21 protein-coding genes are annotated in these 25,730 nt (G+C 62.0%); 7 read left to right on the top strand and 14 right to left on the bottom strand.

All coding sequences use genetic code 11. The features are described 5' to 3' along the window. Nucleotides 1–198 precede the first annotated feature (198 nt). Nucleotides 199–1,380, bottom strand: a complete 1,182-nt coding sequence (locus tag LOX95_RS02225) for an acyl-CoA dehydrogenase (protein WP_242912660.1) — start codon at nucleotides 1,378–1,380, stop codon at nucleotides 199–201. Nucleotides 1,381–1,530: 150 nt separating this feature from the next. Here LOX95_RS02225 and LOX95_RS02220 point away from each other — a divergent pair, with 150 nt between their 5' ends. Next, entirely contained in the window at nucleotides 1,531–1,797 is a 267-nt protein-coding gene (locus LOX95_RS02220; protein ID WP_242912659.1) for a DUF6356 family protein, read from the top strand. A 6-nt stretch (nucleotides 1,798–1,803) separates the two neighbouring features. Here LOX95_RS02220 and LOX95_RS02215 read toward each other — a convergent pair whose 3' ends face one another. The 8 genes from LOX95_RS02215 to LOX95_RS02180 all read right to left on the bottom strand — a co-directional run bounded on the left by LOX95_RS02215 (nucleotide 1,804) and on the right by LOX95_RS02180 (nucleotide 14,204). Continuing rightward, nucleotides 1,804–2,322, bottom strand: a complete 519-nt coding sequence (locus LOX95_RS02215; protein ID WP_242912658.1) for a hypothetical protein — start codon at nucleotides 2,320–2,322, stop codon at nucleotides 1,804–1,806. Nucleotides 2,323–2,334: 12 nt separating this feature from the next. After that, a complete protein-coding gene (locus tag LOX95_RS02210) occupies nucleotides 2,335–2,772 on the bottom strand; it encodes a putative signal transducing protein (RefSeq protein ID WP_242912657.1) in 438 nt (145 codons plus the stop codon). A 203-nt stretch (nucleotides 2,773–2,975) separates the two neighbouring features. Continuing rightward, entirely contained in the window at nucleotides 2,976–4,484 is a 1,509-nt protein-coding gene (gene odhB / locus LOX95_RS02205) for a 2-oxoglutarate dehydrogenase complex dihydrolipoyllysine-residue succinyltransferase (RefSeq protein ID WP_242912656.1), read from the bottom strand. 55 nt (nucleotides 4,485–4,539) lie between these two features. After that, entirely contained in the window at nucleotides 4,540–7,551 is a 3,012-nt protein-coding gene (locus tag LOX95_RS02200) for a 2-oxoglutarate dehydrogenase E1 component (RefSeq protein ID WP_242912655.1), read from the bottom strand. Nucleotides 7,552–7,883: 332 nt separating this feature from the next. Next, nucleotides 7,884–8,786, bottom strand: coding sequence for a succinate--CoA ligase subunit alpha (gene sucD, locus LOX95_RS02195; protein ID WP_242912654.1), 903 nt, complete (start codon nucleotides 8,784–8,786; stop codon nucleotides 7,884–7,886). 31 nt (nucleotides 8,787–8,817) lie between these two features. Further along, on the bottom strand, nucleotides 8,818–10,008 hold the full coding sequence (gene sucC / locus LOX95_RS02190) for an ADP-forming succinate--CoA ligase subunit beta (protein WP_242912653.1): 1,191 nt from the start codon (nucleotides 10,006–10,008) through the stop codon (nucleotides 8,818–8,820). Between the two features lie 175 nt (nucleotides 10,009–10,183). Further along, entirely contained in the window at nucleotides 10,184–11,740 is a 1,557-nt protein-coding gene (locus LOX95_RS02185) for a spinster family MFS transporter (protein WP_242912652.1), read from the bottom strand. Nucleotides 11,741–11,867: 127 nt separating this feature from the next. Further along, complete coding sequence (locus tag LOX95_RS02180; protein ID WP_242912651.1) at nucleotides 11,868–14,204, bottom strand: TonB-dependent receptor; 2,337 nt, start codon at nucleotides 14,202–14,204, stop codon at nucleotides 11,868–11,870. Nucleotides 14,205–14,393: 189 nt separating this feature from the next. On the opposite strand from LOX95_RS02180, the gene LOX95_RS02175 reads away from it, so the two are divergent. Both LOX95_RS02175 and LOX95_RS02170 read left to right on the top strand, forming a co-directional pair. Next, entirely contained in the window at nucleotides 14,394–15,185 is a 792-nt protein-coding gene (locus LOX95_RS02175; protein ID WP_242912650.1) for a TetR/AcrR family transcriptional regulator, read from the top strand. 7 nt (nucleotides 15,186–15,192) lie between these two features. Further along, complete coding sequence (locus tag LOX95_RS02170) at nucleotides 15,193–15,945, top strand: LytTR family DNA-binding domain-containing protein (RefSeq protein ID WP_242912649.1); 753 nt, start codon at nucleotides 15,193–15,195, stop codon at nucleotides 15,943–15,945. Here LOX95_RS02170 and LOX95_RS02165 read toward each other — a convergent pair whose 3' ends face one another. After that, on the bottom strand, nucleotides 15,946–17,409 hold the full coding sequence (locus LOX95_RS02165) for a carotenoid oxygenase family protein (RefSeq protein ID WP_242912648.1): 1,464 nt from the start codon (nucleotides 17,407–17,409) through the stop codon (nucleotides 15,946–15,948). It abuts the gene before it with no gap. A gap of 11 nt (nucleotides 17,410–17,420) precedes the next feature. Beyond that, nucleotides 17,421–17,840: a DUF2141 domain-containing protein gene (locus LOX95_RS02160; RefSeq protein ID WP_242912647.1), complete on the bottom strand. Its 420-nt coding sequence runs from the start codon at nucleotides 17,838–17,840 to the stop codon at nucleotides 17,421–17,423. A 202-nt stretch (nucleotides 17,841–18,042) separates the two neighbouring features. On the opposite strand from LOX95_RS02160, the gene rpe reads away from it, so the two are divergent. From rpe to purH, 3 genes are all read left to right on the top strand, one after another. Further along, the gene (gene rpe / locus LOX95_RS02155; RefSeq protein ID WP_242912646.1) at nucleotides 18,043–18,711 is read left to right on the top strand and encodes a ribulose-phosphate 3-epimerase; all 669 of its coding nucleotides are present in this window, start codon (nucleotides 18,043–18,045) and stop codon (nucleotides 18,709–18,711) included. After that, nucleotides 18,708–20,507 carry a heparinase II/III family protein gene (locus LOX95_RS02150; protein WP_242912645.1) on the top strand — a complete coding sequence of 600 codons (1,800 nt, stop codon included), beginning with the start codon at nucleotides 18,708–18,710 and terminating at the stop codon, nucleotides 20,505–20,507. Before rpe ends, LOX95_RS02150 begins: the two co-directional genes overlap by 4 nt. 244 nt (nucleotides 20,508–20,751) lie before the next feature. Then, complete coding sequence (gene purH / locus LOX95_RS02145) at nucleotides 20,752–22,356, top strand: bifunctional phosphoribosylaminoimidazolecarboxamide formyltransferase/IMP cyclohydrolase (protein WP_242912644.1); 1,605 nt, start codon at nucleotides 20,752–20,754, stop codon at nucleotides 22,354–22,356. Nucleotides 22,357–22,501: 145 nt separating this feature from the next. Here the strand turns inward: purH and LOX95_RS02140 are convergent, their stop codons facing one another. Then, nucleotides 22,502–23,017 carry a PadR family transcriptional regulator gene (locus LOX95_RS02140; RefSeq protein WP_242912643.1) on the bottom strand — a complete coding sequence of 172 codons (516 nt, stop codon included), beginning with the start codon at nucleotides 23,015–23,017 and terminating at the stop codon, nucleotides 22,502–22,504. A gap of 177 nt (nucleotides 23,018–23,194) precedes the next feature. Between LOX95_RS02140 and LOX95_RS02135 the strand changes: the two genes are divergently transcribed. After that, entirely contained in the window at nucleotides 23,195–23,935 is a 741-nt protein-coding gene (locus LOX95_RS02135) for a dienelactone hydrolase family protein (RefSeq protein WP_242912642.1), read from the top strand. Here LOX95_RS02135 and LOX95_RS02130 read toward each other — a convergent pair. Continuing rightward, nucleotides 23,932–24,612: a GNAT family N-acetyltransferase gene (locus LOX95_RS02130; protein WP_242912641.1), complete on the bottom strand. Its 681-nt coding sequence runs from the start codon at nucleotides 24,610–24,612 to the stop codon at nucleotides 23,932–23,934. The genes LOX95_RS02135 and LOX95_RS02130 overlap by 4 nt on opposite strands. A gap of 18 nt (nucleotides 24,613–24,630) precedes the next feature. Further along, nucleotides 24,631–25,668 carry a tryptophan--tRNA ligase gene (gene trpS / locus LOX95_RS02125; protein ID WP_242912640.1) on the bottom strand — a complete coding sequence of 346 codons (1,038 nt, stop codon included), beginning with the start codon at nucleotides 25,666–25,668 and terminating at the stop codon, nucleotides 24,631–24,633. Nucleotides 25,669–25,730: the final 62 nt, after the last annotated feature.

Below are 25,730 nucleotides of genomic sequence, written 5' to 3'. Positions count from 1 at the left end.
CCCTCAATCAGAGGGGCCAGCCGCGGCGAAAGATCGGTCTGGGCTTAAGCGATCAATGGCGCGGCCAGCAGGGCGGCGGCAAAGAAAAACGGCAGAGGCTTACGGAAAGGCATGAGAGTTCTCCACGACGTCCCATTAGCTCTGCCGTTACGGAAAAACTATGTTCTCCGGATTAATTCGCCGTAGGATTAAGGGGCTTTAGAACGCCGCCTCGCCCGTTATGGCACGACCTAGAATAAGGGCGTGGACGTCGTGGGCCCCTTCATAAGTGTTCACGGTCTCGAGGTTCATGGCGTGGCGCATGACGTGCAGTTCGCCGGTGATACCGGCACCGCCGTGCATATCGCGGGCCTCGCGGGCGATGGCCAGCGCCTTGCCGCAGTTGTTGCGCTTCATCAGGCTGATGGCTTCCGGCACCCATGCGCCGGTGTCCAGCAGACGGCCCAAAGCATAGGCACCTTCGAAGCCTAGGAAGATTTCGGTCTGCATGTCGGCCAGCTTCTTTTGCACAAGTTGGCGCGCCGACAGCGGACGACCGAACAGGATACGCTCGGCCACATAGTCGCGCGTGGCGTGCAGGCAGAACTCCGCCGCGCCCATAGCACCCCATGCAATACCATAGCGGGCCTTGTTCAAGCACGAGAACGGACCACGCAGGCCCTGCACCCCAGGCAGGATGTTGGCTTCGGGCACAAACACGTCGTTCAGGCCGATGTCGCCGGTGACCGAGGCACGGAGCGACAGCTTGTCGCCGATCTTGCCCGTGGTGAAACCTTCAAAGTCGCGCTCGACGATAAAGCCACGGATCTTGCCATCCAGCTTGGCCCAGACCACAGCGAGGTCCGAGATCGGCGAGTTGGTGATCCAGTATTTGCCACCGTTCAGGCGATAGCCGCCATCGACGGCCACGGCGGTCGTCTTCATCGACGCGGGGTCAGAGCCGCCATCCGCTTCGGTCAGGCCAAAACAGCCGATCAGTTCACCAGCCGCCATCTTGGGCAGGTATTTCATCTTCTGCTCTTCCGAGCCGAAGGCATAGATCGGATACATGGCCAGCGAGGACTGCACCGACATGGCCGAGCGATAGCCGCTGTCGACCGCTTCGATCTCACGGGCGATCAGACCATAGGCGACATGGCTCGCTTCGGAGCCGCCGTATTGCTCTGGCAGCATGGCACCAAGGAAGCCCATCTCGCCCATCTCGGTCATGATGGCGCGGTCGAACGTCTCGTCCCGGAAGGCAGCCACAACGCGCGGTAGCAGGGCCTCGCGGGCATAGGCGCGTGCCGCGTCCTGAACCATCCGCTCCTCGTCAGTCAGACGCGCCGTCAGGTCAAACGGATCATCCCAACGGAAGGTTTTGGCGGAGGCGTCAGTCATGGCATTTCCTCTTAAGATTCCGGGGTGTCATGCACGGTCACGCCAAATTCAACGGGCTGTGACAAAGGAACCCCTGTTATCTTGATCGGTTTAGGCCAAAATAGCCCAATGGGGTAGAGCAAGAACCCACGCAGCTTACGGCTTTCTACTATGTCTTCGCGTTTCCACCGTCTGTTCAAAGAACACCCCGAGGAAGTCGGCGAGACCTATTTCGAGCATATGGGCGCGTCGCTGGGGTTCTGTGGCAAGCTGCTTAAGCTGGCCGGATGCGCCTTCATTCACGCGGTCATCCCGGGCCTGCACAAATCCACGGTCTCGGACGCTGTTCGCGAGATGGAGCCGGGTATGACCCGCCGCGCCAACGAAGCCCGTGAAGAGCGGATGCGCAACGCGGGCGTGTGGGACGTGGGCCTCTAAAGGCTGTTATTCGGGCGTAGAGACGCGCTTGTAAAAACCGTCCACCTGCACCCCCATACCGCAAAGTTTGGAAGCCGCGCCGTGGTCTGTGACTTGCGCGCCCTCCGGACCAATCATCACATCGACCTGGAGCGGGTCGGGGCCGATATCGTCCTTGGTGATGGCTCCCGTTGACGTGACAGACGGCACGACGATGCCGCGCACAACGTCATCGTGCCCCTGAGGCCCCCTGACCTGCAACATGCAGTCGGCAGCCGTCGCCGCGCCATCCGGATTTCCACCCACAAGGAAGGTCAGGGTAACCGTGTCACCATCACGGCCATAGCCGATGACGCCATTCGAAGGCTCAGTCCGTTTGAATTCCGGCACGAGGCGCTGGATCGTGGGCGATGCGGTGGATTCTATGGATACCGTCTGAGCTATTGCTGCCTCGGCGGGAGGTGCAGGAGCCTTGTTAGGCACCTCCGGTTGGGAACAGGCAGCCAAGGCCGCCATCGGTGCAATGATCATTACGGCTCTGCGCATGCGTCTTCCTCCCTAATAACCTCTCAGCTTGGCAATCAACCAAAGGCCCCAGCTCATCAACGCAACGGAGCCGATCAAGATCAGCCCCGCGACCTGAACAGGCCGGGTGCGGCGCGGCAGACTGGTCCCACCAAACCCATTGCCCCCGATAAAGCCCGCCACGGCGACCAAACGCCCATAGGTCTTGCCGCGGGGCGTAGCCGGCTCCAGATCATCATCTTCATTGTCTGCGAACGCGCCGCTCGCGGCCTGGTCCAGCAGGGCCCGTGCTTCGTCCACTTGATCGGCGTGGCCCAGGATGCGTATGCCCAGCGCCCCTTGCATCAAAGGGTCGACCGTCGTCTGAAACCGCTCGGTAACCGACACCTCAATGCCGTGGGACGCCAGAAAGGCCGCAGCCAGGTCGGCTTCGTAGACGTCGGTAAAGCGGGCGATCTCGACTAGGCTCATATCGAAAGGCTTACAGACCACCCCACCGAATGAACACTGTTTTTGAGTTATCCATTCGAGGTTGGGGACCAGCCGTCCGCAAATTCGTGCGTTCCGCTCTGTCTGCTGCTTAAACCCGCACAAAGAAGCCTGGCTGTTTCAGAGCACAAAAAAGGGTGGCAGCCCTAAAGACTGCCACCCTGATTTTTGTGAGAAACCTGTCCTTACAGGTCCAGCAGAGCGCGCTGCGGGTCTTCCAGCAGTTGCTTGATGCGGACCAGGAAGGTCACGGCTTCCTTGCCGTCGACGATGCGGTGATCGTAGCTGAGAGCCAGATACATCATCGGACGGATTTTCACTTCGCCGTTGATGGCCATCGGACGCTGCACGATGTTGTGCATGCCCAGAATGCCCGACTGCGGAGCGTTCAGGATCGGGGTCGACATCAGCGAACCGTAGGTGCCACCGTTCGTGATGGTGAAGGTACCCCCCTGCATCTGGTCCATGGTCAGGGTGCCGTCACGGGCAGCCTTACCCAGAGCGCCGATGCCCTTTTCGATACCGGCGAGCGACAGGGTGTCGGCGTCGCGCAGAACCGGAACCACCAGACCCTTGTCGGTGCCAACGGCAACGGCGATGTCGTAACGGTTCTTGTAGATGATGTCGGTGCCGTCGATCTCGGCGTTAACAGCCGGGATTTCCTTCAGCGCAGCGACCACAGCCTTGGTGAAGAAGGACATGAAGCCAAGCTTCACGCCGTGCGACTTCTCGAACTGCTCTTTGTACTGTGCGCGAAGGGCCATGACATTGGTCATGTCGACTTCGTTGAAGGTGGTCAGCTGAGCGGCAGTGTTTTGCGACTCTTTCAGGCGACGGGCGATGGTCTGACGCAGGCGCGTCATCTTCACGCGCTCTTCGCGGTCACCCAGCGGACGCGGTGCCGACGCAGCAGCGGCAGCATCCGGAGTGGCAGCAGCAGCGCCGATGGCAGCGATAGCATCAGCCTTGGTGATGTTGCCCTTCGGACCCGAAGCGGCGATCGAGGTCGGGTTCAGGTTGTTTTCCGAAACCACGCGTTGGACCGACGGCGACAGGTGTGCGCCAGCAGCAGCCGGAGCAGCGGCCGGAGCCGGTGCTGCAGCAGCCTTCGGAGCAGCCGGAGCGGCAGCGCCAGAAGCCGAGATGGTCGCGATGACCTGACCCGGGGTAACGGCAGCACCAGCTTCGACGCTGATGGTCAGCACGCCAGCTTCCGGAGCGGAGACTTCGACGGCGACCTTGTCGGTTTCGATTTCGACCAGCAGTTCGTCCTTGGCGACGGTGTCGCCCGACTTCTTCAGCCAGTTGCCAACCGAACCTTCAGCGACGCTCTCGCCCATGGTCGGGACAGCGACGTCAACCGAGGCACCGCCAGCAGCAGCAGCCGGAGCAGCAGCAGGAGCGGCCGGAGCAGCGGCCGGAGCAGCGGCAGCTGCCGGAGCCGATGCGCTTGCTGCGCCACCTTCGGTCACTTGACCCAGAACAGTGCCCGGAACGACCGTGTCGCCTTCGCCAGCGTTGATCGCGGCAAGCACGCCGTCAGCCGGAGCCACAACTTCCAGCGAAACCTTGTCGGTTTCCAGCTCGACGAGGATCTCGTCTTTCTTCACCGCTTCGCCGACCTTCTTGGTCCACTTTGCGATGGTGGCTTCGGTAACGGATTCACCGAGGGCGGGGGTCAGAATATCAGCCATTGCAGGGGCTCTTTTTCGTAACAGTCTTGAATACGTTCTAGTGTGACTACGGCGGTTAGGCCATGGCCTCGGCGAGGAAGGTTTCGAGTTCCTTGAGGTGGCGGCTCATCAGACCCGCAGCGGTCGAGGCCGAGGCCGGACGACCGACGTAACGGGCGCGCTTGGCCTTCACATCGAGTTTCTCAAGAGTCAGTTCGATCCACGGATCAACGAAGGTCCAGCCGCCCATGTTCTTGGGCTCTTCCTGACACCATACCAGTTCAGCGTTCGGGAAGCGGGCCAGTTCCGCCGAAATCGACTTGATCGGCCACGGGTAGAACTGCTCCAGACGCAGGATGTAGATGTCGTCGGCACCGGCCTTTTCGCGGGCGTCGAGCAGGTCGTAGTAAACCTTGCCCGAGCAGACGATGACCTTGCGGATATCCTTGTCCGACTTGATGGCCACGCCGGCCACGTTCGGACGCAGCTCGGCATCGTCACGCAGCACGCGGTGGAACGACGAACCTTCGGCCATGTCGGCGATGGTCGAGACAGCCTTTTTGTGACGCAGCAGCGACTTCGGCGTCATCAGGATCAGCGGCTTGCGGAACTCGCGCTTCAGCTGGCGACGCAGGATGTGGAAGTAGTTGGCCGGGGTCGTGCAGTTGGCGACCTGCATGTTGTTCTCGGCGCACTGCTGCAGGAAGCGCTCAAGGCGTGCCGAGGAGTGCTCGGGGCCCTGGCCTTCATAGCCGTGCGGCAGAAGCATGGTCAGGCCCGACATACGCAGCCACTTGCGTTCACCCGAGGAGATGAACTGGTCGATCACGACCTGCGCGCCGTTCACGAAGTCGCCGAACTGGCCTTCCCACAGGGTCAGGGTGTTCGGATCAGCCAGCGAGTAGCCGTACTCGAAGCCGAGGACGGCTTCTTCCGACAGGGCCGAGTCGATGACTTCGAAGTGGCCTTGGCCTTCACGCAGGTTGTTCAGCGGGAAGTAGCGCTCTTCGGTGGTCTGGTCGGTGATGCCCGAGTGACGTTGCGAGAAGGTACCGCGCACCGAGTCCTGACCGGACAGGCGGATGTTGTAGCCTTCGTCCACCAGCGAACCGAAGGCGAGGCTTTCAGCCGTGGCCCAGTCGATGTTCTCGCCGGTGGAAACCGCTTCGCGGCGAGCGTCGATGACGCGCTTGAGGGTCTTGTGGACGTCGACGCTGTTCGGGATCGAGGTCAGACGTGCGCCGATCTCTTGCAGCTTCTCGGCCGGAACAGCCGTGGTACCGCGCCAGGCCGCGTCTTCGGTCTTCTCGGCACCCAGACCCTGCCAGTTGCCGTCCAGCCAGTCGGCCTTGTCAGCCTTGAAGGCCTTGCCGGCTTCGAATTCGGCGTCGAGGAAGGCCTCGAACTGGGTCAGTTGCGCGTCGACTTCGGCCTGGGTGATCACGCCCTCGGCCACCAGACGTTGCGAATACATTTCGCGCGTCGACGGCTGGTTCTTGATCTTGGCGTACATCAGCGGCTGGGTGAACGTCGGATCGTCGCCTTCGTTGTGACCGAAGCGACGGTAGCAGAACATGTCCACCACGACGTCCTTGTGGAACTTCTGGCGGTATTCGGTTGCCACCTTGGCAGCGAACACCACGGCTTCCGGATCGTCACCGTTCACGTGGAAGATCGGAGCCTGAACCATCAGGGCCACGTCCGACGGATACGGGGTCGAGCGCGAGTTACGCGGTGCGGTCGTGAAGCCGATCTGGTTGTTGATGACGAAGTGCATCGTACCGCCGGTACGATAGCCCTTCAGACCCATCAGGGCGAAGCATTCAGCCACGACGCCCTGACCGGCGAAGGCGGCGTCGCCGTGGATCAGAACCGGCATGACCTTGGAGCGGTCCAGAGCCCATTCGGCTTCCGGCTTGCCAGCGTTGGCTTCACGGATGTCGAAGGCCTGCTTGGCGCGCGACTTGCCCAGAACGACCGGGTTGACGATTTCAAGGTGCGACGGGTTGGCCGTAAGCGACAGGTGAACCTTGTTGTTGTCGAACTCGCGGTCCGACGAGGCACCCATGTGGTACTTAACGTCGCCCGAACCTTCGATGTCCGACGGAACGGTCGAGCCGCCCTGGAACTCGTGGAAGATCGCCTTGTAAGGCTTGCCCATGACGGCAGCCAGCATGTTCAGGCGACCACGGTGGGCCATGCCGAAGACCATTTCATCAACGCCGAGCGAGCCGCCGCGCTTAATGATCTGCTCCATGGCCGGAACCATGGCTTCACCGCCGTCGAGGCCGAAGCGCTTGGTGCCCGGGAAACGCTTGTGCAGGAAGCGCTCGAAACCTTCGGCTTCGATCAGCTTGCCGAGGATGGCCAGCTTGCCTTCCTTGGTGAAGGCGTTCTTCTCGAACTTGTCGGCACCTTCGATGCGCTCTTGCAGCCAGGCTTTTTCTTCCGGCTCCGAGATGTGCATGTACTGGACACCGATGGTGCCAGCGTAGGTGCGCTTGAGGATTTCCATCACCTCGTTGACCGAGGCGGTTTGCAGGCCCAGCACTCCGTCGAGGAAGATCTTGCGATCCATGTCGGCAGCGGTGAAGCCGTAGAATTCTGGCGTCAGTTCCGGATTGTAGACCGGCTTCTCGATGCCCAGCGGGTCGAGGTTGGCTTGCAGGTGGCCGTTCACGCGGAAGGCGCGGATCAGCATCAGGGCGCGGATGGAGTCATGCGCGGCGGCACGGACGTGCTCGTTGGTCAGTTGACCATCGGCAGCAGCGGCCGGAGCGGCAGGGCGTGCACCCGGCTTGCCAGCCTTCGGGTCCGCCTTGGGCGCGGGCCAGCGGCCATCGAAGACAGCGGTGTCCTCGGTCGGCTCGTCGCCACGGTTGCGGCCCCAGGAACCGGCACCTGCCGACTGCTTGACCAGATCGGCATTGTCTTTGAGCTGGTCAAAGAAAGCGCGCCATTCACCCGACACCGAGGTCGGGTCATTGGCCCATTTCTCGTGCAGGTCCTCAATGAAGGCCGCGTTGGCACCGTAAAGGAAAGAGGTCTCGGCAAAGACCTGATTCAGCCGACCTGCATCGTCCGCCATTTTTCTCACACATCCTATTCCACCGCAGGGGCATGAAAAGCGCCCGCGAGCGAAGCTCATATAGGCCCACTTTCCTCCGGGGTCATGGCCCTACAAAGGCCAAGTGGGAGGAAATTCGTCGAAAGTGCTAGAAAAACTGCCTTCCAACGAGTTTTGGGCCACTGCAAAGCCTCGTGAATTGCGAAAATCGTCCCTTTCGCGACCCCCGAGCCCCTGAACGGGTGTTAGTCCCGCCGGACTTCACTAACCCTTAACGCAAAGAAAAAGGCGACAGGGTTCTTACCCTGCCGCCCTCTTTTTCCGTTTTTATCCGATCCTTGGATCGAAAAGTCTTAGCCCTTGAGGACTTCGACCAGGGTCTTGCCCAGACGTGCCGGCGACGGCGAGACACGGATGCCAGCGGCTTCCATGGCTGCGATCTTCGACTCTGCATCGCCCTTGCCGCCCGAAACGACTGCACCGGCGTGGCCCATGGTGCGGCCCTTCGGCGCAGTACGACCGGCGATGAAGCCAGCCATCGGCTTCTTACGGCCCTTCTTGGCTTCGTCGATCAGGAACTGAGCGGCGTCTTCTTCGGCCGAGCCGCCGATTTCGCCGATCATAATGATCGATTGGGTTTCTTCGTCGGCCAGGAACATTTCCAGGACGTCGATGAACTCGGTGCCCTTGACCGGGTCGCCACCGATGCCGACAGCCGTGGTCTGACCCAGGCCTTCGTTGGTGGTTTGGAACACGGCTTCATAGGTCAGGGTGCCCGAACGCGAGACGATGCCCACGTTGCCCTTCTTGAAGATCGAGCCCGGCATGATGCCGATCTTGCACTCGTCCGGGGTCATGATGCCCGGGCAGTTCGGGCCAAGCAGGCGCGAGTTCGAGCGGTCAAGGCGAGCCTTCACGCGCACCATGTCCTGCACCGGAATACCTTCGGTAATGCAGGTGATGAACGGGATTTCGGCTTCAATCGCTTCGATGATGGCGTCGGCAGCACCTGCCGGCGGCACGTAGATCACGGAGGCGTCAGCGCCGGTGGCGTCGCGGGCTTCGGCAACCGAAGCGTAGATCGGCAGGGTTTCGCCGTGCGAACCGGTCCAGTTGGTGCCGCCTTTGGTCGGGTGCACACCGGCAACCATTTGGGTGCCGTGGTAGGCCAGAGCCTGTTCGGTGTGGAAGCCGCCGGTCTTACCGGTCAGGCCCTGCACGATGATCTTGGTGTCTTTATTGACGAGGATGGACATGTGTCTGTTCTCTGAATTCTAGGTGCAGGGCTTAGGCGACAGCGGCGACGATCTTCTGGGCGGCGTCGTCCAGATCGTCAGCAGCGGTGATGGCCAGACCCGACTCGTTCAGGATCTTCTTGCCCAGTTCGACATTGGTGCCTTCGAGGCGAACCACCAGCGGAACCTTCAGGCCGACTTCTTGCACAGCAGCGACAACGCCTTCAGCGATGACGTCGCACTTCATGATGCCGCCGAAGATGTTGACGAGGATGCCCTCGACCTTCGGGTCAGCGGTGATGATCTTGAAGGCTGCAGCAACCTTTTCCTTACCGGCGCCGCCACCGACGTCGCAGAAGTTGGCCGGTTCTTTGCCGTACAGCTTGATGATGTCCATGGTCGCCATGGCCAGACCAGCGCCGTTCACCATGCAGCCGATGTTGCCGTCGAGGGCCACGTAAGCGAGGTCCCACTTCGAGGCTTCGATTTCCTTGGCGTCTTCTTCGGTCTCATCACGCAGGGCGCGGATGTCTTCGTGACGGTACAGAGCGTTGCCGTCGAACGAGACCTTGGCGTCCAGGACGCGCAGGTGGCCGTTTTCCATGACGATCAGCGGGTTGATCTCGAGCATGTCCATGTCCTTCTCGACGAAGGCCTTGTACAGGATCGGGAACAGCGACTTGCCGTCTTCGGCAGCCTGACCGGTCAGTTCCAGAGCGGCGTTGATCGCAGCGACGTTCTCGTCGGTGACACCGGCTTCCGGGTTGATGGCGATGGTGTGGATCTTTTCCGGAGTGGCGTGGGCCACTTCTTCGATGTCCATGCCCCCTTCGGTCGAAACGACGAATGCGGTTTGACCGACCGAGCGGTCAACCAGCAGCGAGCAGTACAGTTCGCGGGCGATGTCAGCACCGTCTTCGATGTACAGACGGTTCACTTGCTTGCCAGCTTCGCCGGTTTGGGCGGTGACGAGCGTGTTGCCCAGCATTTCCTTGGCGTGAGCGACGGCTTCTTCGATCGAGAAGGCCAGACGAACGCCACCCTTGGCTTCAGCGCCCAGTTCCTTGAACTTGCCCTTGCCGCGGCCACCAGCGTGGATCTGCGACTTCACGACGTAAAGCGGGCCAGGCAGTTGCTTGGCAGCAGCTTCGGCCTGATCTGCCGAGGTAATAGCGACGCCTTCGGCGACAGGTGCGCCGTAGGCCTTGAGGACCTGTTTGGCCTGATATTCGTGAATGTTCATATTGGATCCGCGCCAATGGAGAGGTTTGGGGAAACTTTGGTCGCGCTTATAGGCATTGCGGGTTCTGGTACGCAACAGTCTGTCGTCATGCGTGAGGTAACAACGTCCTGAATGCAGAAGGCCGGACGCGATTATGCGCCCGGCCCTCGCCAGTCGGATAGGTTGGCCCAAGCCCTTAGTCGGTCCAGTCCTTGGGCAGGGTGCGCGATGCGCAGAAGTGCAGCACAGACGCCATCAGATAGAAGCCCATGCCCGTATAGATAGCCCAGCGCAGGCTCTCGTCACCGAAGGTCGGGCGCAAAACATCGCTCATCCAGCCGAAGTAGAAGAAGCCGACAGCGAGACCCAGCAGATTGTTGATCAGCAGGAAGATCGCCGAGGCGGTCGAGCGCATCGGGGCCGGAGCCAGATGCTGTACCGCGGCCGTGATCGGACCCAGCCATGCCAGGTTCAGGCCTGTCGGGATCAGGAAGATCAGGAAGGCGATTACCAGAGCCAGACCCGCACTACCGCCACCCGGCAGCATGCCGATGATGGCCGGCGAGTTCATTGCCAGAATGAAGCACGGTGCCGAGATGATGAAGGCGACCGCCGGGACCAGCGGATAGGCCGACTTGGAACGCTTGGCCATCTTGTCGGCCACCGCGCCGCCCATCCAGATACCCAGCAAACCACCGATCAGGGCGATACCGGCATAGTACCAGCTGACCTGCGAAAGCGTCAGATTGAAGCTGCGCATGAAGAACAGGGGCAGCCAGCCCGCAACACCGTAGCCACACACCGATGAAGACGCCGCGCCCAGCGAAAGCAGCCAGAAGCTCTTCTTTTTCATGATGACATTGCCGGTGGACTTGGCGATCCACAGCGAGATGCCGATGACGGTCATCAGGCCTGTCCCAAAGAACGGAATGACCGGATTTTGCACGCCAATGCCCATCAGGCTCAGCACGCCCAATGCCGCAAATACACCGCCGATACCAAAGCTGGCCAAAGCCACCTTTTTACCGAGGCCAGTGTCTTCCGGGACTTCAAAGGGGTTCGATGCGTAGGGAGCAACCCGCGCAGGCGTGGCCGCAACGCCCGCAAGAGGCGCATCTGTGCCGCCACGCTTTGGATCGCGCACGGTCATACGTAGGATCGGCGCAATAAGAACGCCCAGGACGCCCACTACGATAAAGGCCGTCTGCCAGCCGTATTTCGCCGCCAGCAAACCCCCGATCAGGGTCCCGCCTGCGGTCCCCAACGGGATGCCAAAAGCAAAAGCAGCCATGGCGCGCGCGCGCTGATTGGGCGGAAAATAATCGGCAATCAGGGAATAGGCCGGTGCCACGCCGCCCGCTTCACCCACGCCGACACCCATGCGGAACAGGAACAGTTGGCCGAACGAGCCCGCGATACCGCACAGTGCGGTAAAGCCCGACCAGACCGCCAGCGCACCCGTCATAATCCACACGCGGCTGGTCCGGTCTGCCAGCCACGCCAGCGGAATGGCTAGCGTCGAATACACCGAGGCAAAGGCAATCCCGCCGAGCAAGCCAAACTGGCTGTCGCTCATCTGGAGATGTTCTTTCAGCGGTGCCGCGAGGATGCCGATAATCTGGCGATCCACGAAGTTCAGCATGTAAACAAAAACGAGAATGGCCAGCACGTAATAACGATAGGCTGGCGAAGGAGCCTTATCCCCCTCACCGACCGCTGTCGCGGTGCCGTCTGCAGCCTGCCCTTGGCTCATGGCGCGTCCCCTTCCGAAATATTCTTGTTTGTTGCGACGGTAGCGTTGCCGCTGCCGTGTGCAAAAGAAAAAGAGCGGCGGTGAGTACCGCCGCCCTTCTTCGAACTTAGTGGTCCAGAGCCACGGCTCAGTATTTGGCCGTGAACTTCACCGTCCACGTGCGCGGCGCGCCGTAGTAGGCGGTACGGATACCCGCCACCGACGAGAACTCTTGCGCGTCGGTCTTGTAGACTTCGTCGCTGAGGTTCTTGCCATAGATGCCGATCGAATAGCGGTCGTCGGCGGTGCGCCATTCGGCACGCGCGTCGTACATCCAGTAGCTGTCCTGGAACATGCTCGGATATTCTTCGCCGGTCAGGATGTTGGCGTTGTCCACCGACAGAGCCATGCTGGAGCGATAGCGGGCTTGGGCACCGATTTGCAGGGCACCGTTTTCGCCGAGGTTGAACTCGTACGAGCCACCCAGACGCAGGGTCCACTTCGGCGAGAAGGCCGGGGTCTGCCAGCTACGGTCGATGGTCGTCTCGACGGGCGGCGTGCCGAGGGCGCGCACTTCGTCAAACTCGCCATAGGACGCATCGAGGTAGCCGATCTGGGCATCCAGTTGCAGGGCCGGCGTGACGTTGGCGTACACTTCAAGCTCGGCACCCTTGATGTCGAGCTGACCGGCATTCAGGACGGTCAGTGCGATGGTGCAGTTGCCACCCGGCGTTGCGGCGTCAGCCACACAGTCCGAGACACGGGCCTGGAAGTCTTCGTAGTCATTGTAGAAGACCGAGGCGTTGGCGCGGACGCGGCCATTGGCCCAGCTGGTCTTGGCACCCAGTTCGAAGCTGGTGACGGTTTCCGGATCGTAAGGCTGTTGCTCACCTGGGTTGTTCGCACGGCCGTTGAAGCCGCCCGACTTGAAGCCCTTGGAGATACGGCCATAGACCATGGCGTCCGGCGAGACCTGATAGTCCACCGAGATCATCGGCGAGACGTCAGACCAGCTGTTGTTGACGTCAAAGGCGAAGGTCGGGTCCAGACGGAACGGCGCGAATACGGCGTCATAGGGTGCGAACACGGTGCCGATCAGCGACGGGATGGTCCAGTCGGTCGTCGTGGTGCGCCAGTAGTCCTTTTCCTCGTGCGAGTAGCGCAGACCGGCCGACAGACGCAGGGCGTCCGTAGCTTGCCACGTACCGTTGGCGTAAACCGCCCAGCTGGTCGTATCCAGATCGTCGGCAATCGTGCGAAGGAAGCCGGTCGGCAGGCCCGCAGTGGTGAAGATGTCGTCGCCATAGGCTTCCTGATAGGATTCAATCTTTTCCTTCAGGTAGTAGACGCCGGCAACGCCGCTGAAGCGGCCGCCGTTGTTGTAGCTCAGCTGGAATTCCTGGCTAAACTGGTTCTGATCGACGCCGACGAAGACATCGCCCATTTCGAACTGGGTGGCGTCGATGTCGATGTAGTCGTCGTAGGACAGGTCACGATAGGCCGTGATCGACTTCAGGGTCAGGCTGTCGCTGAGGTCCCAGGTCGCCGTCGCGGACAGGCCCCAGTGATCCAGCGGCGTTTCATTCGGCAGGCCCGGCGTGGTGCGGGACTGGTAGTTGAACTCGCTGCCAGCCGCCGGAGCCGGCTGGCGCACGGTCACCGTGCCGAGCAGCAAGTCGGTGGTGTAGAGGGGGCTTTCGGCGCGACCCACGGTCATACCGGCGCGCTCGCGGGTATAGTCGGCGGCCACATCGAGGCGGAAATTATCGCGCGGGGTCCAGGCTGCCGAGACACGGCCCGCCAGAGTGTCCTTGTCGTTATACTCTGCGCCCGTGACTGGATCGGTGACATAGCCGTCACGCACCGAGTACAGGACTGCACCACCGATGGCGAAGGTGTCGTTCACCGGCGTTGCGCCGCTGAACTTGATTTCGCGCTGGTTGTAGTCACCGAAGGCGGCCGAGACGTTGGCGTATGGGCCGGAATCCGGACGGCGGGTAACCAGCTTCAAAGCACCGCCGATGGTGTTCTTGCCATACAGCGTACCTTGCGGACCGCGCAGAACTTCAACGCGCTGCAGGTCCATCAGGTCCAATTGGGTACCGCGGATGCGGCTGAAGTAAACGTCATCCACATAGACGCCGACGGCCGGATCGAAGGTTTGCAGCGCATCCGGCTGGCCCACGCCGCGGATGTAGATGTTGGTTGCGTCCGACGAACCACGGCCCTGTACCAGGTTCAGGTTCGGCACAGCGCCCTGAATGCCGGTGACGTCGGTTGCGCCGATACGGTTGAGGGTCTCTTCCGAGAAGGCCGAGATCGACAGCGGCGTCTTTTGCACGGACTCTTCGGTACGGCGTGCGGTAACGATGATGTCTTCAACGGCTACAGCCTCTTGCGAGGCGGTTTCTTGCGCCTGAGCGCCGGTCGCGATTGCGCCAAACGCAGCGCCGGCCAGCAAGGCGCGCTTCATCACTCGGTTCATGTGAGTCCCTCTTGTTTCCAACCTGATCGACGCTTTTATTCAGCGTTTAATGATTTTCTTTAGATGTGGCTGTTATTGCGTAGGCTGTCAAACGCCAAGATAGTGCACCCTCTGACGTAACGGCGAACTGTGGCACGCTTGCACAGCCGCGATTTTGCGCGCCCGACGACCGGTAACAAGACGACTGATATGACCGACACCCCCAAGGCCATCGCTGCGGATACCCCGATTGCCGGAGAAAAAAGCGCGCCTGCCACGCCCCGTAACGCAGCACCACGACGCCCTCGCAACGCCGGTGCCACCTCGGAGACCGGAAAAAGGGGCCGTCCGAAAAAGTCTGCCTCAGAAGGTTCGAACGATACCCGCGACGCCATTTTGAACGCCGGCGAGGGTCTGTTCTCCCAGCACGGCTTCTATGGTGTGACCATCCGCGAGGTGGCCCGCGAAGCCGGGGTCGATACCGCGCTGGTGCACTATTATTTCGGCTCCAAGAAAGACCTGTTTGACGCGGTCTTTAACCGTCGCGCCGCCGTCTGGAACAACGAGCGCGTCGCCGCTGTGGACCGCTATGCGGCGGCCAACGAGGGTCAGATGACCTTGGAGGGCCTGTTGGAGGCCTTCCTGCGCCCGCCTTTCCAGTGGTCCCTGACAGGTGGTCCCGGCTGGAAGCATTATGCGGCGCTGGTGGCGCAGACTAACGCCAACCCCGCATTTGGCGGCGAGACCATGGCCCGATATTTCGACCCCGCGATCCGTCGCCTTCTGGAACTGGTGCGCGTCATCATGCCCAAGGCTACCGACGAGCAACTCTATTGGTCCTGGCACAATCTTTCCGGTGCCCTGACGCTGACCCTCGGCGAGACAGGCCGCATTGATCGCCTTTCCGGCGGCCTATGCAAATCGGGCGACCTGAACACAGCTTGCGACCGGATGGTAAAGTTCGGTGCGGCCGGGTTCCGCGCTGTTTGCGACCACGACTGAAGCAACCATGGACAAAGCGCCCTTCCATAAGCGTCCCATCATGCGCGGTATTGCTATCGGCATCGTCGCCGGAGGATTTCTGGCGTTCAGCGGCGCATTCGGATCATCGCAGGCTCCGCTTTGGCTGCGGCTGGTTTATTGGATTCCCCTGATCATTGCCGGCGGCCTTTGGGCGGCCCTGTGCAGCCGCGTGCTGGAACGGACCATCGACACCAGCGACCGGCCGTGGCTCGAAATCGCGTTGTTGTCCTTGCTCATGGCTGTGCCGGTGATCGTCATGGTCTGGATCACCACCGCAGTGCTGTTTTGGCGCGAAGCACCAACACTGGCGCACCTCCACCACTTCTTCTTGCCGGTGATGGCCGTGACGGTGCCTTTGTGCGCGATCAATGTCTTCATCAGTCGCGCCCAACCCGTAGCCACCCATGCCACCGAGGGACAGGCACCGGCCCGCTTTCTGCAACGGCTTCCGCTGAAACTGCGTGGAGCAAACCTTTGGGCGGTACAGGCCGAGGACCATTATCTGAGGCTGCACACAGACCTCGGCTCCGACCTCATTCTGATGCGGTTGTCCGATGCTCTCGATGAGTTGGACGGCCTCGAAGGATCAAGAACCCACCGCAGTTGGTGGGTCGCCAGGGCCGCCGTGCGCGATGTCGCGCGTGGCGACGGACGTGCGACCCTGACACTGCCCGATGGCACCTTGGCCCCCGTCAGCCGTCGCTACGCCCGCGCCCTGCGCGAAGCGGGTTGGTGGTAATCAGACCCAGTTGCCGTGGAAGGCGGCGGGCAGAGCGACATCGGCCCGCCACGTACAAACAGGCCCGTCCTCGATGCGCGCCAGATCCAGTAGGTGCAGTTCGCTGACACCGGCCTTCAGGTTGACGCTGGGACCGATCAACCAAGCGTCTTCTTCGGCAGTGGCTCCCGGTTTGGGCACATAGACCATCTCGTCGGTCACATGCTCGCTGCCAAAGTTAAAGCTGCGGGTCCGGCCCGATTTCCAGTCCGTCACGCCAATAGCTGACGCCAGTGGCGTGCCCTTCCGGGTGCCCGTCGTGTGGATACAAAAGCGTCTTTCCAGCCCCGCGCGACGCGGGTCACTGCGCGGGAACTCGGCGATCATGCCGGTGCGCTCCAGTCGCCCGCGACCATCTGGCGTCAGGACCACCAGAGTGAGTTCGGCCGGCTCTTCATCCAAAGGGACACCGTGCAATATCTCGCTAGCGCCACGGGCAGCGAAATCCATGTCCGAATGGGCGGCCACGTCAAAACGTATGGTTCCGTCGGCGTCCTCCCAAGCGTCCCCGACATGGAAGAAGCCCATAGGGGGCAGTTCGAATACGCGGCGCTTGCTCAACTCATCCTTGTCTATGACCAGCACCTTTGACCCCAGCTCGGGCTTCCATTCAAAGGCCTGCGACAGCGGAAGAGTATTGCGGCTGTGCACCCAAGGTTGCAGCAGGATCACCAGATGCCGCGCCGTTGCCGAGAAGTCGTGGATATAGCTGGCCGTCGGCAGCTCGATCACATCCGCCGCGACAAGGCTGCCGCCCGGTGCCAGTCGCCAGACGATGGCACCACGCCCGTTGAGTCCGAGGTTCCACATCGTGCCATCCGGCTCGATGCGGGGGTGCGCGAGGAACGGCATGGCCTTCAGGTCGGGGCGCAAGGTCACATAGTCGCGCGTTTCCAAGGTGACAGGGTCCATTTCCAGCGGCGATCCGGCCTCCCACAGGGCCCACAGTTTGTCACCCACCTTGTGGACCGAGGTGTTGGCCGGATTGACGTCGTCAGGCGAACCGATGCGGGCGCGCGGATCGGCCAGCGTACCAAACCCCGGCATCAGCATCGCACCGGCAGCTTCCTCCTGACGCCGCTTGCGGGTGTCTGCAAAGCGGGCCGTCAGTTGCACCTGACCGTCTTCAATGTGCCAGCGCCGGATCATGCCGTCGCCATCGAACCAGTGCTGGGCCGATCCGCCGGGACGTCGGAACTGGGCTGGCCCGTTCCGGTAAAGTGTACCCTTCAGTCCGGCAGGTACCCGTCCGTGCACAAGCTCGAGCATCCGCGGAGAGATATCGCCTGCCACGTCGGCCGTAGCCAGTTCCCAGTTCTGAGCCTGCTGCAAAGCAGAAGCTGCCTTGACCACGTCAGGCGTCAAAACGGCCGCAGCCGCAGCGGCCGCCGAACTTCCTAGAAACATACGTCGTGATACGTTCATGCCACCCTCGCTCAGCGCAGATTGATGGTGTGGGCGGTATCGCCCGAGACATCGAAGCGAGCGCGGTCCCATTTGGCCGGTCCCATGTTGCCGACGGCATTGTTGGAGAACCCGTAGGGCTCGACCGGCATACCGAAGGGGTTGGTGTCCATCCGGCCGTTGTCATTCACATCGTGGAAGACCTTGATGCCGTATTCACCAGCGGAGAGTCCATCGATCACGGCCTGATGCTCGCCCTTGGCGACGTCCATCCTCAGGACGCGAACCGGTGCATTGCCTTCATAGGACGGCTCGTTGTTGAAGACTGCAATATTGACCGTGCCCGTGGTTTCACCCGTCTCGATATTCAGCGTCAGTCGGGCGGCGTCTTGGGCATTCGAAGTCGTCGCAAACAGGCTGAGTGCGGCGGCGGTAATGATCAGGAAGCGCATGTCGTTTTTCCGTGGTGATGTGGTGATGCCTCCTTCTGGCCACCCTTCTCCCGGCCTCGCTACCGAGGTTACGCCTTGCAACGCCGCCTGTTCGTGAATGACCACCCCTTGTCATTCACGAAGCGCGAATGGCCACCCGCATGAAGTTGTCGCGGCAACGGCACCTTGCTCCTCGCCCGCGAGAGACGTAAGTCCTGCATTCATGACCCAGCGCACCGCTCCCCTGATCTGCCCGTCCATCCTTGCCAGCGACTTCTCCAAACTGGGCGAGGAAATCCGCTCGCTGGAAGCGGCAGGAGCGGACTGGATCCACGTCGACGTCATGGACGGGCATTTTGTGCCCAACCTGACCATCGGTCCGGATGTGGTGAAAGCGCTTCGCCCGCACACCTCGCTGCCGTTCGACGTCCACCTCATGGTGGCACCGGTCGACAACTGGCTGGAAGCCTATCGCGCCGCGGGTGCGGACATCATGAGCGTGCACCCCGAAAGCGGTCCGCACGTCCACCGCACCCTCGGTCAAATCCGCCAACTGGGTGCCAAGGCCGGTCTGGTCTTCAATCCCGCCACCCCCTTGAGCGTTCTGGAAGAATGCGTCGATCTGGTGGATCTGGTGCTCATCATGTCGGTGAACCCGGGCTTCGGCGGTCAGAAATTTATCGACAGTTCCCTGCGCAAGATCCAGCGCGCCCGTGCCATTCTCGATGCTTCCGGCTCGCACGCACATCTTCAGGTGGATGGCGGCGTGGTTGCTGCAAATGCCGGAGCCTGTGTTTCGGCAGGCGCTGATGCCCTTGTCGCGGGATCGTTTGTGTTCAAGGGTGGGCCGGACGCCTACGCCACCAATATCCAGGCACTGAAAGCGGCATGAAGCCCATCGGCCCCTTCGCCCCGCGTGACAGCGAAACCCCTCTTTCCGAAGGTCACATCCCCGGACTGAAGGGTTCGCCCGTGCGCACCCCAATGCCCGTTCAGGGAACGCAGCGCACAACGCCCGCACTCGTCGGTGCCATCGCCAAGGTTCTGGTCACACGCCAGTTGTGGGTCGAGCTCTATGGCCTGCCCGGCTATCCGATGACACTGGGCAGCGCCAAGGGACAGGGTTTCGCCTTGACGCCAAAGGATCTGCGACCCGTCCCTAAAGAGGCACCGCGCCCCTTGCTGGGCGGCAAGCTGACCCTGATGGGGCTCAGCCTCGATACCGACGACCCGCGCCTGATGTGGGAACGCCCCACACCGAACCGTGCCTTTGCCGTCGAACTGCACAGCTTCAACTGGCTTCCGGTGATGATGGCTCAGGGCGAACGCGGTGTTCAGGACGCCATGGCCATGAGCCTGGGGTGGCTGGCGACCTTTGCGGATTGGTCGCCGTTTTCGTGGTCGCCGGATGTGCTCTCGCGCCGCGTTTATAATCTGGCCTGCGCTGGCAAGCGTCTGACGCAAAATGCCGCTCCGGCCGATGCACAGCGTCTGGCCGACAGCCTTGCCCGTCAGGCCAACCAGCTTTTGCGTCCGCCCTTCTCGGTGCGCGGGCGCGCGGAGCGACTGGTTGCCGTCGCCGTTGCCGGTTGCGCCCTTGGCGGCGTTACGGGCGAGCGCCTGCGCAACAAAGCTCTGAAGCGGCTGCCCCATGCGCTGGAGCAAACGGTCCGCGAAGACGGTGCCCATGCCTCGCGCGCACCGGAGCAGGGGATGGAGCTTCTGCTCGACCTCCTGACGCTGGACGACGCGCTTTCGCAGCTTTCGGTGCCCACGCCGCCTCCGGTAGCCGATGCCATGTCGCGCCTGACCATTGCTTTGCGCAGTCAGGTTCTGCCGGACAAGCGTCTAGCGGTGTTCCAAGGGGGCGGCCCCTCGACGCGCGAGCGGGTTCAGGCCGCACGCGCCCATGATGACGAGCCTGCTGCGCCTCCGGCCAGCATTATCGGCGGCATTGTCCGCGTATCCTCGCCACAGTTGACAGTGCTCCTCGACGTCGAAGGCCCCGCGACGGGGGCGTGGTCGACGTCCGCCTGCGGGCAACCGGCGGCGATCGAGGTTGTGTGCGGCAAGGATCGCCTGTTCACCTCGGCAGGATGGACGCCGCGTTCGCCGGACCGCAACGCGCTTCGCCTGTCGGCGGGAGCTTCGACCCTCACATTGGGCGAGCGTCCGATTGGCGAGCCGCTGGGCGGCTGGAAGGCCGACCTTCTGGGCCCGCGCCTGATCAGCGACCCGATCCATATCACGCGCGATCATCAGCAGACCGATACGGCCATCTGGCTGGAGGTCGAGCACGATGGCTGGATGCCGCTCTACGGTCTGATGCACCAGCGCCGCATCTATATCGACCAGAGCAGTGACGAGATGCGCTCGGAAGAATGCCTGCATCCGCCGCATGGACGTCAGGAACCGGGCCGTATTGCCGTGCCCTATGCCCTGCGGTTCCAACTCGATCCGGACGTTCAGGCTTCTCTGGCGCGCGACCGTCGCTCGATCCTGCTTCGTGGTCCCTCGGGCAAGGGCTGGTGGTTCCGCAGCGACGGTCCGGATGTGGCGATCGAGACGGCTGTTCATGTCGATGACGGACTGACCCGTCGCTCGATGCAGATCGTGGTTCGTGGCTCGGCTCGTACCGATGCCGAGACCAAAATTCGCTGGAAGCTGGCCCCCGCAAGCGAGGAGTAGGTTGAGCAAGGGCGGCGCGAGCGTCGCCCTCCAGCCCTCAGTGCCCTGATGAATATTTCATGACACTGCGCGATGCGGTGTGCGGGATAATCCATCATAATCAGTATCTTACCGAGTAATGGCATCAAGCGTTCTGTAACAGGCGAACACCCCCGCCATCTAGAGGGGGCCCAAGGGGTGACGACGCCGGATACCGGTGCTAGAGGCGCGCCATCTCCTGCTCCTAGCTGTTACGGACGTCGCCATGCCCGCCGCTCCCGATTTTCCACCCGCCCCTAACGCGGTTGCGCCTGCGCGCGCCCTGATTTCCCTGTCCGACAAGGCCGGACTGGAAGAGGTCGCCCGCACGCTTCACGATCTCGGTGTCGAACTGGTCTCGACCGGTGGCACCAAGGCCGCCATCGCAGGTTTTGGACTGCCGGTGAAGGACGTGGCGGACCTGACCGGTTTCCCGGAAATGATGGACGGTCGCGTCAAGACCCTGCACCCCATCGTGCACGGCGGCCTGCTGGGCGTACGCAACGCCCCGACCCACGCGGCGGCCATGACCGAGCACAACATCGGTGCCATCGATATCGTCTGGATCGATCTCTACCCGTTCGAAAAGACCGTCGAGAGCGGCGGTGGCTTTGAAGCGGCCATCGAGAACATCGACATTGGCGGCCCGGCCATGATCCGTTCGGGCTCCAAGAACCATGGCCACGTCGCGGTCGCCGTTGATGCCGAGAGCATCAAACTGATCGTCGAAGCCCTCAAGGCCGACGGTTCGACCTCGCTGGACCTGCGTAAGAAACTGGCGGCCCGCGCCTTTGCCCGTACCGCCGCCTATGACGCCGCTGTGTCGTCGTGGTTCGCTGGCCAGCTGGAAGATGTGGCTCCGGCTCGCAAGTCGATTGCTGGCGAACTGGCCCAGACACTGCGTTACGGTGAAAACCCGCACCAGACCGGCAGCTTCTATCGCACTGGCGAGAAGCGTCCGGGTGTCGCCTACGCCGAACAGATCCAAGGCAAGGAACTGGGCTATAACAACATCGCTGACGCCGACGCCGCCTATGAACTGGTCGCCGAGTTCTCGGAACCGGCCTGCGTCATCGTCAAGCACGCCAACCCGTGCGGCGTGGCTGTCGGCAAGGACCTTGCCGAGGCCTATGCCCGCGCTCTGGAATGCGATGCCGTTTCGGCCTTCGGTGGCGTGATCGCCGTCAACCGTTCGCTGACCGAAGACGCCGCCAAGGCCATCACCGAAATCTTCACCGAAGTGGTCATTGCACCGGGTGCCGACGACGCGGCCAAGGCCGTGTTCGCCGCCAAGAAGAACCTGCGTCTGCTGATCACCGACGGTCTGCCGGATCCGCATGCCGAAGGTAACGTCTTCCGCTCGGTCGCTGGTGGCTTCCTCGTGCAATCGCGCGACCAGTCGAACCTCAAGCCTTCGGACCTCAAGGTCGTGACCAAGCGTCAGCCGACCGAGAAGGAAATCGAGGACATGCTGTTCGCCTTCACCGTCGCCAAGCACGTGAAGTCCAACGCCATCGTCTATGCCAAGGACGGCCAGACCGCCGGCATCGGTGCAGGCCAGATGAACCGTCGCGACAGCGCCCGTATCGCCGCCATCCGCGCCAAGGAAGCCGGTGAAGCCAAGGGCCTCAATGTCTCGCTGGCCGAAGGGTCGGCCTGCGCGTCGGAAGCCTTCTTCCCGTTCGCCGACGGCCTGCTGGAAGCGATCGCTGCTGGCGCGACTTGCGTCATCCAGCCTGGTGGCTCGATCCGCGACGACGAAGTGATCGCCGCCGCCGACGAAAAGGGCATCGCCATGGTCTTCACGGGGACCCGCGTGTTCCGCCACTAAAAGTGACGGGCCCTAACGCGGGGGACGCGGACCCCGCTTCTTGAGGGGCTTTTATTTTCCCTGTCGCAGATGACACGGTCATCTGGTGCTTGAGGGTGTAAAAAAGGCGCTGTGAGCAATCACAGCGCCTTTCCTTTTGCCTTGTTCAGGCTCCGGCGATCTTGTTCGTGGCCTCGCGGATGATGGCCGCGATACGGGCAACCTCTTCGGCCTCCAGCGCAGGCTCGTGGCCCAGTTTCTGGCGCAGGGTATGGCGGAATGCCTCCAGCGCCTCGCTGATTTCGGCGGGCCTGCCGCCCTTGCCCTTCATCGCCTCCATCCTGGCCTCGACGCGGGCCAGAACCTCGGCGTTGTCTTCCAGAAGGCGCTGGCCTTCCTCGGTGATCGCGTAAAGCTTTTTGCCGCCTTCGGTGGAGATGCTGACCGCGCCCATGTCTTCCAGCAGCGACAGGCTGGGATAGATGACGCCGGGGCTGGGCGCATAGACGCCCGCCATGCGGGTCTCGATAGCCTTGATCAGCTCATAGCCGTGCGACGGCTTCTGGCCGATCAGCGACAGCAGCAGCCAGCGCATGGCCCCGTGTTCGAACAGTCGGCCACCGCCGCCCCGTCCGCCGCGCATACGCCCGCCTTCATGGGGGCTATGTTTCATCTCGCGCATATGACGATGCCTGTGGCCACGTCCGCAGCGGGTTTCTCGTTCTTTGTTCCAACCGTTGTGTAGGTCTTTCAATCGATGCTTACCTTTTCGATATATCGCAATGACCAAATAGATATATCTAATTTGGATTTGTGCAAGTCTCTTTTTTGAAGCGCCGGAAACCTCTATTTGAATCTTATGGATACGCTTGCCAGCCGTTGGGCCGCTCTTGAACCGCATGTGATCGTTGTCGGTCCCGACGACGATCTGCCGCGCCCCGCTGTGCTTTTGTTCCACGGATGCGGCGGATTACGCAGCCACCTCCCGCGTTATGCCGAGGTGGCCAAGGCCGCAGGGTGGCGGGCGTTTATCGTCGACAGCTACGGCCCGCGCGGCTGGACGCGGCTGCGGACCCTGCTGACCGTTTGCACCAATATGTCGTTCAATGGTCTGGACCGCACAGGCGATCTGCTGGCCGCCTGGCATGGCGTGGCAGCAAGGCCCGATGTCGATAGCTCAAAAATCGTTCTGGGCGGTTGGTCTCACGGCGGTTGGTCCATCATGGAGTTGATGGTCAATGCGTGGGAAGACGGCGCGCTGGGCCTCAAGGACGCGTCAAAGCATGGTTTGTCCGCACCCGCAGGGATCTGGCTGGCCTATGCCTATGTGGGCTTCCTTGCACGCAACCGCATGAAGCCGTGGCACACCCCAACTGATGTTTATGCCGTGACCTGTAGCCGCGATCACCTGACGACGGTGCGCAATGCCGAGAAGGTCAATGACGCCATCCGCGCCCGCGGATGCACGGTGGAAAGCTGGATCGGGGAAGGCACTCACGCCTTTGACGAGCCAACAAGCAATGGCCCGATGAAGCACAACCCCGAGAGCACCCTAAAGATGCTGGAGCGGTTCAGCGGCTTCTTGAAACGCCTCGCCTAAATCGGCACCAGCGTGCGCATCTTCATTGGCGCACGCACACTAAAGCCCAGCCCCTCATATAGGGCGATGGCACGCGTGTTGTGATCATAGGAATGCAGGAAGGCGATATCGCCCCGCGCCAGTATAGGTTCGATCACACAGCGCATGACAGCCGCAGCCAGCCCGCGACCCTGCGCATCGGGATGGACGCAGACACCTGAGACCTCGGTAAAGCCGTCCGGCTTCATCCGCTCTCCGGCCATGGCCAGAAGGCGACCCTCTTCCTTGACGCCATAAAAATCGCCGAGACGGTGGGCGTGCTCGAAAAAGGGGCCGGGCTCGGTCAGAGCGGCGAGAGCCAGCATCTGGGCGGCATCATCGTCCGTCAGCTTTTTGACATGCACCGGACGTGTCTTTCCGGCCTTCAGCGTGCCAAGCGTCATTTGCAGCAGCACGGCTTCGCGCTCGATACGGAAGCCCTGCGGCACCGACTGTTCCAGCGCCTCAACCGAGACCAGCTTGCCTTCGGGCACCGGCAGGCGCTGGACGTCCGACGTCACCGCCGGATCATCCACCGCCACGAACACCCCATAACCGGACGCCATGCGCACGGACCCGCCATCGCGCACAGCCAGATGCGACTGGCGCGAGGATGCAAGGGCGCTTTGCACCACACGATCGAGCGGATGGGCGTTCATCGGTGAAGTGCTGTCAGCTTAGCCCTGCCAGAAGCCGACGATCTTCTTGACGTCTTCGACCACCGGCTGTGCCACTTCGCGCGCTTGGGCAGCACCCTTGGACAGAACGCGGTCGATTTCAGCCGGATCGTTCAGGAGGCGACGCATACGCTCGGTGACCGGTGCCATCGACTCGACGGCCAGTTCGGACAGCTTGGGCTTGAAGGCACCAAAGCCCTGACCACCGAACTCGGCCAGCACAGCCTCGCGGGTCATGCCCGAGAGTGCCGCGTAGATGGCCACAAGGTTCTTGGCTTCCTGGCGACCTTCCAGACCGTCGACTTCGGACGGCAGCACGTCCATGTCCGACTTGGCCTTCTTGATCTTGTTGGCGATGGTGTCTGCATCGTCAGTCAGGTTGATGCGCGACAGGTCCGACGGATCGGACTTGGACATCTTCGCCGAACCGTCACGCAGGGACATCACACGCGTGGCCGGACCCTGAATCATCGGCTCAGGCAGCGGGAAGAAGTCCGGCACGCCGAAGTCGTTGTTAAACTTCTGGGCGATGTCGCGGGTCAGCTCGAGGTGCTGCTTCTGGTCCTCGCCGACCGGCACTTCGGTCGCCTTGTACAGAAGGATGTCAGCGGCCTGCAGCACCGGATAGGTGTAGAGGCCCACCGAAGAGCGCTCTTTATGCTTGCCCGACTTTTCCTTGAACTGGGTCATGCGGTCCAACCAGCCGAGGCGGGCGGTGCAGTTGAAAATCCACGCCAGTTCAGCGTGCGCAGGCACGGCCGACTGCGGGAAGATGACCGACTTTTCCGGATCCAGACCCGCCGCCAGATAGGCCGCAGCGATTTCACGCGTCTGGGCGGTCAGCTTGTCGGGGTCCTGCCAGACGGTAATGGCGTGCATATCGGCCACGAACAGGTAGCAGGGGGCACCCGCATCCTGCATCTCGACGAAGCGCTTCAGCGCGCCGAGGTAGTTGCCAAGGTGCAGCGCACCGGAAGCCTGGATGCCGGACAGGACGCGGCGAGGGCCAGTGTATTGGGCCGGAGTTTGATCAGTCATGGGTAAGCTCTGGGAGTAAGGCGGTCTTGGGAGCGTGGCTGCTGGCCAGCAGGCAGCAACAG

Origin of the sequence: Brevundimonas pishanensis (assembly GCF_022750635.1) — a bacterium.
Lineage (GTDB): Bacteria > Pseudomonadota > Alphaproteobacteria > Caulobacterales > Caulobacteraceae > Brevundimonas > Brevundimonas pishanensis.
Note: the sequence above shows the minus strand (reverse complement) of the source record. Positions and strands in the feature narration are given on the sequence as shown.

What these genes read in the sequence shown, in the direction of transcription:
- LOX95_RS02140 (WP_242912643.1), bottom strand. Translation starts at nt 23,017, where the DNA reads ATGCGCGAGATGAAACATAGCCCCCATGAAGGCGGGCGTATGCGCGGC.
- sucD (WP_242912654.1), bottom strand. Translation starts at nt 8,786, where the DNA reads ATGTCCATCCTCGTCAATAAAGACACCAAGATCATCGTGCAGGGCCTG.
- rpe (WP_242912646.1), top strand. Translation starts at nt 18,043, where the DNA reads ATGACCCAGCGCACCGCTCCCCTGATCTGCCCGTCCATCCTTGCCAGC.
- LOX95_RS02175 (WP_242912650.1), top strand. Translation starts at nt 14,394, where the DNA reads ATGACCGACACCCCCAAGGCCATCGCTGCGGATACCCCGATTGCCGGA.
- LOX95_RS02215 (WP_242912658.1), bottom strand. Translation starts at nt 2,322, where the DNA reads ATGCGCAGAGCCGTAATGATCATTGCACCGATGGCGGCCTTGGCTGCC.
- odhB (WP_242912656.1), bottom strand. Translation starts at nt 4,484, where the DNA reads ATGGCTGATATTCTGACCCCCGCCCTCGGTGAATCCGTTACCGAAGCC.
- LOX95_RS02170 (WP_242912649.1), top strand. Translation starts at nt 15,193, where the DNA reads ATGGACAAAGCGCCCTTCCATAAGCGTCCCATCATGCGCGGTATTGCT.
- LOX95_RS02220 (WP_242912659.1), top strand. Translation starts at nt 1,531, where the DNA reads ATGTCTTCGCGTTTCCACCGTCTGTTCAAAGAACACCCCGAGGAAGTC.
- LOX95_RS02200 (WP_242912655.1), bottom strand. Translation starts at nt 7,551, where the DNA reads ATGGCGGACGATGCAGGTCGGCTGAATCAGGTCTTTGCCGAGACCTCT.
- LOX95_RS02135 (WP_242912642.1), top strand. Translation starts at nt 23,195, where the DNA reads ATGGATACGCTTGCCAGCCGTTGGGCCGCTCTTGAACCGCATGTGATC.
- trpS (WP_242912640.1), bottom strand. Translation starts at nt 25,668, where the DNA reads ATGACTGATCAAACTCCGGCCCAATACACTGGCCCTCGCCGCGTCCTG.
- sucC (WP_242912653.1), bottom strand. Translation starts at nt 10,008, where the DNA reads ATGAACATTCACGAATATCAGGCCAAACAGGTCCTCAAGGCCTACGGC.
- LOX95_RS02160 (WP_242912647.1), bottom strand. Translation starts at nt 17,840, where the DNA reads ATGCGCTTCCTGATCATTACCGCCGCCGCACTCAGCCTGTTTGCGACG.
- LOX95_RS02165 (WP_242912648.1), bottom strand. Translation starts at nt 17,409, where the DNA reads ATGAACGTATCACGACGTATGTTTCTAGGAAGTTCGGCGGCCGCTGCG.
- LOX95_RS02185 (WP_242912652.1), bottom strand. Translation starts at nt 11,740, where the DNA reads ATGAGCCAAGGGCAGGCTGCAGACGGCACCGCGACAGCGGTCGGTGAG.
- LOX95_RS02130 (WP_242912641.1), bottom strand. Translation starts at nt 24,612, where the DNA reads ATGAACGCCCATCCGCTCGATCGTGTGGTGCAAAGCGCCCTTGCATCC.
- LOX95_RS02225 (WP_242912660.1), bottom strand. Translation starts at nt 1,380, where the DNA reads ATGACTGACGCCTCCGCCAAAACCTTCCGTTGGGATGATCCGTTTGAC.
- LOX95_RS02150 (WP_242912645.1), top strand. Translation starts at nt 18,708, where the DNA reads ATGAAGCCCATCGGCCCCTTCGCCCCGCGTGACAGCGAAACCCCTCTT.
- LOX95_RS02210 (WP_242912657.1), bottom strand. Translation starts at nt 2,772, where the DNA reads ATGAGCCTAGTCGAGATCGCCCGCTTTACCGACGTCTACGAAGCCGAC.
- LOX95_RS02180 (WP_242912651.1), bottom strand. Translation starts at nt 14,204, where the DNA reads ATGAACCGAGTGATGAAGCGCGCCTTGCTGGCCGGCGCTGCGTTTGGC.
- purH (WP_242912644.1), top strand. Translation starts at nt 20,752, where the DNA reads ATGCCCGCCGCTCCCGATTTTCCACCCGCCCCTAACGCGGTTGCGCCT.